Source organism: Rhodospirillales bacterium, from assembly GCA_016872535.1.
Classification (GTDB): Bacteria; Pseudomonadota; Alphaproteobacteria; order Rhodospirillales; family 2-12-FULL-67-15; genus 2-12-FULL-67-15.
Genome location: VGZQ01000127.1, coordinates 1 through 4,967, shown reverse-complemented (window position 1 = coordinate 4,967; position 4,967 = coordinate 1). Strand labels below are relative to the sequence as shown.

Below are 4,967 nucleotides of genomic sequence, written 5' to 3'. Positions count from 1 at the left end.
ACGAAGTCGCCCTTGTCATAGCGCACGTCGAGCAGCCGCCCCCAGCGCGGGGTCTGCGCCGCGCTGGTCAGCGCCGACATGCGCTGGGAGAGGAACAGACCCAGTTCCTCCCCGGTCACGTAGCCGTCGTCGTTGAAGTCCGCCTTCTCCTCGCCCTTGAGCGCGCGCAAAAAGAGCTCGCGGAAACTGCCGTTGTCGCTGACCAGCTGTTTCTCGTCGCCCGCGGTGATGAACTGGCGCACTGGCTGGATCGTCTTTTTCGTGATCGCCGCCGGGGCCGCGCCGGCGCGCGCCTCGAACACCGTGCCGGCAAAGCACGAGTCGAACACGCTGAGCACGTGCTTGGCCCGGGCGAGCCGCACCAGCGAGCCGAAGTCGCGCATCGGCAACGCCTTGACCAGAAAATTGGAATGGGCGCGGGCCGGCGCGTCGGCGGGGATCAGGTATCCCTCGCCATCCACCGTGTCGCCGTGGCCGGCATACCAGAACAGCAGCCGCGCCTCAGGGTCCTTGCCCTGAACGGCGAAGAATTCCTTGAGCGACTGCTGCAGCTCCCCCGAGGCGAGGTCGGTCTTGAGCGTCACTTCGAAGCCGAGACGCTTCAACTCCTCGGCGACGACGCGGGCATCACGGACCGCGTTGCGCAGCTTCTGCCAAGCGGGATCGCGGTACTGGTCGATGCCGACGACGAGGGCCTTGGAATGGCTGTAAAGCCGCACCGTGCCGGTGACCTTCGCCCCCGGCGCCTCGGACTCGCGCATCCGGATATCGACCCCACGCGTCTGCGCCTGCGCCGCATGTGGTGATATCAATACCGCACACAGCGCCATCATCAAGATGGCCTTGCCGTGGATCGCGCCCGATCTTTCCTCGCCGGCACGGGACGCCATTGCTAGCTCCAACCGCTACCCAGACCGCACGACCCTTCAACGCGCCACGGTCACGGCCACGCTTGCCTCCGACAACGTCACATCCGGCAGCCGTCGGAAGACGCTCGAAAGCCTCATGTCCGAGCCTTGCGGCAGCGACGACAGGGTCGTGCCACGGAATTCGTTCGGCAATTCTCGCGTCACGTCGCGGCTGACCGCGAAGCACTTGACCAGCTCGAGACCGGCCGGTTCGCGTAAAACGAACTCGAACGGGAATATGTCCGGTCCGGGAATCGTATGTAGCTTGCCGCCCGGCAGCTTAGGCTCCCGGAATTTCAGCCAAAAGTGGGGATTGGGGAAGATCTGGGTCGTTTCGCCGTTTTCCTGCCGATAGAAGCAGTAAACCCAGGCATCGCGGCCGAGGCGGATCAGGAGATCCAGCTTCTCGCCGATGCGATAGGCCGGGTCGGGCCCGCGCGGTGTCGAAAGCTGAAAAGAGAACGGCCCCAAACCGTCGGTTTCGCGCAGCGCCTTCAGGTCCGTCTTTGGCCAAAACACGAGACCGCCCAATGCATCGACGCTGATGCGGCCAACCCACGAAACCGATTTTCCGGCCGCGTCTTCGAGAGCTATTCGCGTCTCAAGATTATCGCCGAAATTCCAATAGGTTCCGGTCAGTATGTAGGCCCCCGCCGTCGCGTCCGCGAATTTGGGGCGAAGATCGCGATGTGGAACGTCCATACCCCGCGACCGTGCAATCTGCGCATTCGTGATCTCGGCTCGCTTCACGGCAATGCGTCGATTCGAAAGAAGGCCGACAGCGACTTCCTGGAGCGCCGCCGCCATTTTTTCTTCGAGATAAAGGGCGAACGGCGGTTGCGCACCGGAATCCTGGAAGCGGATACCGCCGAGCCGTAATTCGGTCAAATCGGGCACGAGTTCGGCCAGGTGTTTTGCCGCGGCCTTGATCGCCTGGTCGGGGGTCAGGGCCGTGCTGCCGCCGGCGATTTCGCCCGCGCTAAGGACAATGCGCTTCGGACCCGACCTGCCATAGACGCGGCCGTCCCGCCCAACCGCGCTGTAGGAAAGAGACAGTGCCCGCGCGTCGAGGCGCATGCTGCCGATGACGAGAAAATCGATCTCCTGGGCTTTCTTCAATAAGGCCGCGATCGGAGCGCCGTCGACATCGTCGAGAACGCCGGTGTCCTTCATATCGGCGATGAGCGGTTTTAGCTCTTTGCGCGCCTTGAACTGAAACTTACCTCGGCTTTGCCGGATAAGAGCCGCCTCCAACGCCGCGTTCAGCTCCTCCGCCACCGCGGCCGAAACCGGGATTTGGTCCTCGCGGAACGGCCACACCGCAATTCGCCGGACGCGCACGTAGGAAAAAAATTTATCCAAAGACGAGGGATTTCCGTCCGTGATCTGACCGACCAATTCCTCGGCAAAGGCGGTAAATACGGATTCCCGCGCGTTCGGATCGGCATGTGCCGCAGACGAGAACCATACCACCAGCGCGACCGACAGCCCGCGAGCCCAAGTCCATGAGCGGATCGGCAAGGATGCGGAACCCACGGAGCCCCCCAGAAACGGCGCGGCCCCGCCGGTCCGGCGAGGCCGCCTGTTCGCGATTAGCGCTGCTTGCGTTGCGCGATCTTCTCGACCGTGAGCGTATTCTCCGAACTGGAGTAGGTCACGCGGCCTTCGGCGCCGAGGCGGTCGAGCATCAGGCGCATGTTGCGGTTGAGGCGCGCGCTTTCGCTGCTGGTTTCGTACCAGTATTCGGCGCGCCGAAGCGACGAGCGAATCGGCCGGTGATGCTTGTAACCGCCGAAAGCAACGATGTATTCCTCGATGCTGGTCACCTCTTCAGGCGTGAATCCGCTGAAAACGAGCGTATAGGCGGAAGGCAGATTGCTGCCGCCGGGCGACGAGGCCGAAGCGGGGTCGCCGCGGTCGACGACCATCGCGATCTGCCGGGCCATCACGGCGCCCAGATCGTCGGCCAGGACTTTGGCGTTCTTGCCGATAACCTCGAACAGACAATCGCGCGAGCAATCGTGCGGCGCCTTCCATTCTTTGGGCGAAGTGACCTCGAAGCTGCCGAGCTTCTGGCCGGTCTTGACGTTGAGGGTACGCCCGGCGATGCGGGTATAGACGTCGGTGACGTAATTGCCCTTCTTGGCGCCGGCATAGATCGTGAACATCACGACCAGATCGATCGGCGGCCGCTGCACCGAACGCGCGATGTCGATCAACTCGGCGTCGGCGCGCCGGGTGCGGTTCTGCTTGAAGTCGTCGAGCGTGACGGCTCGTTCGTCGTAGATGTTGAATCCTTCCTCGTTCAGCTGCCGGGTCAATGCTTCGAGCACCTGCTTGAAGACCCGGTTGTCGCGCGGCACGACCACGATCTGGCCGCCGGCGCCGGCTTCCTCGGCATCCTCGCCCATCACCAGGATGTTGGGCTTCTCGGCCGCAACCGCGGGCTGCGGCACCGCCGCGCAGGACATCAGGAAAAAACCGGCAAATAGTGTTAGGATCGCTCGCTGCATGACTCTCTCCTTGCCAAAATCGAATTTCGACGGCCGATGACCAAGGATCACGGCTCGATAGTCCGTATGCGGGCGCCAGAAGCCTTTCTCTAATGTGCGAATAATTTTTCTAAACCCCGGGAAGTATAATGTGTTTCTTATCACAAGGCTATTGGCGGCCGTTTCACGGGCGAGCGCTCGCGTTCATGAGCCTAAAAGCGGTTTTCCCTCGGTCAACTGTCATAACCGACAGTATTCGCCGTTAATTTTTGGCCCGATCACGCTGGCGGCGAGGCCATATCGAGTGCCTAGGGATGGCGCCGAAACGCGACGGATTACAACTAAAGGTATGTCTCGACGCCGGCGCGACCCTCACGGTCGAAAAATCCGACTCCTGCTCGCTCCATAAGCGTGGCGGCATCATAAGAGCAAAAGCCATGAATGGAGAATTGCTCAGTCTTTGGAACGGCCTCTGCACAGCCAGAGACGAAACGGAGGCGTTCTCGATGCTCGCCGGCTATATGTTTAGATCCGGTTTCAGCCGCTGCATGCATGCTGTCGCGCTCGCGCGGTCGGCTGAGAAGGACACGCCGCGAATTATCCATGTTCGGGCCAACTTTGATCTCGGAGATGGACTTAGGTTCGCACAACGATTCTTCCAGGAACACGCCGACCTCCGCGATTGTTTGCATACCCTCGCCCCGACGCGATGGGAGCCGATGGGCAAACCCCAACGCCAAGTTCTTCGCGCGGCCCGGTCCGCCGGCCTAAGTTCTCCCGAACACGGCATCGGGGTTATGCTTCCGGTGCTGGGACTCAACAACGAGATCGGTATCATCGGTTTCGCCAAGGCGGGCAACACCAAACCGCAAGCGGCCATCACCCGAAAGAAAATCGCCCGCCTGTACCAGATTTCATCCTGTTACCACGCGGCCACCATGCGATTTATCGAACTTCCCAAGGATATTGACCGGCGATATCTTTCACGGCGCGAAGTCGAATGCTTGCGTTGGACGGCCCTAGGCAAGACTTCTTCCGAGATCGCGCAGATCCTCGGTATTTCCGCGCGGACCGTCGTTTACCACCTACGTAATGCCGGCGGACGCTTGAATGCGGTCAACCGCACCCATGCTGTGGCGCGGGCGATCATGACGGGGATGATCGCGATTTGACACGGAACTGCATTTAACCCGTCGTTCAATCCGGTCGCCGGCGTTTCACGGAGCAAAAACCCGATCTCGGTCCCCCATAGCCAAGTCTGATCGCTCCAGGGGCCCGGTCGTCTCGGTATTCGCACCCAGGCCGCCCCCGAAGCGATGTCGTGAACGAGGGCGAGAACCCATGTCCGAAGCACCGAACGGCGGATTACCGAAATACGATACCGGAGATGGAACGACGCTGCCCCTGGCCGCGACTTTCTTCGCTTTTTTGATCCTGGTTCTTTCCGCGGCGGCGATGACCTTCGACGCTTCGGCGCGGGACACCAATCCGGCAATCGACAAGGAATCTGCCGCACAGGCCTCGACGCGGATTCCGCACCCCGCGATCGTCACCAACGCGCTCACGC

General features: G+C 61.7%; 5 protein-coding genes. 2 read left to right on the top strand and 3 right to left on the bottom strand.

Annotated features, from left to right (window positions below):
* The 3 genes from FJ311_15795 to FJ311_15785 form a co-directional block, all read right to left on the bottom strand.
* On the bottom strand, window positions 1–890 hold an 890-nt coding region (locus tag FJ311_15795), incomplete at its 3' end, for a caspase family protein (GenBank protein ID MBM3952896.1).
* A 36-nt stretch (window positions 891–926) separates the two neighbouring features.
* Window positions 927–2,429: a DUF4384 domain-containing protein gene (locus FJ311_15790; protein ID MBM3952895.1), complete on the bottom strand. Its 1,503-nt coding sequence runs from the start codon at window positions 2,427–2,429 to the stop codon at window positions 927–929.
* 71 nt (window positions 2,430–2,500) lie between these two features.
* On the bottom strand, window positions 2,501–3,421 hold the full coding sequence (locus tag FJ311_15785; GenBank protein ID MBM3952894.1) for a hypothetical protein: 921 nt from the start codon (window positions 3,419–3,421) through the stop codon (window positions 2,501–2,503).
* A gap of 293 nt (window positions 3,422–3,714) precedes the next feature.
* On the opposite strand from FJ311_15785, the gene FJ311_15780 reads away from it, so the two are divergent.
* Window positions 3,715–4,572, top strand: a complete 858-nt coding sequence (locus FJ311_15780) for a hypothetical protein (protein MBM3952893.1) — start codon at window positions 3,715–3,717, stop codon at window positions 4,570–4,572.
* A 169-nt stretch (window positions 4,573–4,741) separates the two neighbouring features.
* Window positions 4,742–4,967, top strand: a 226-nt coding sequence (locus FJ311_15775; GenBank protein MBM3952892.1) for a hypothetical protein, incomplete at its 3' end; no start/stop codon positions are given.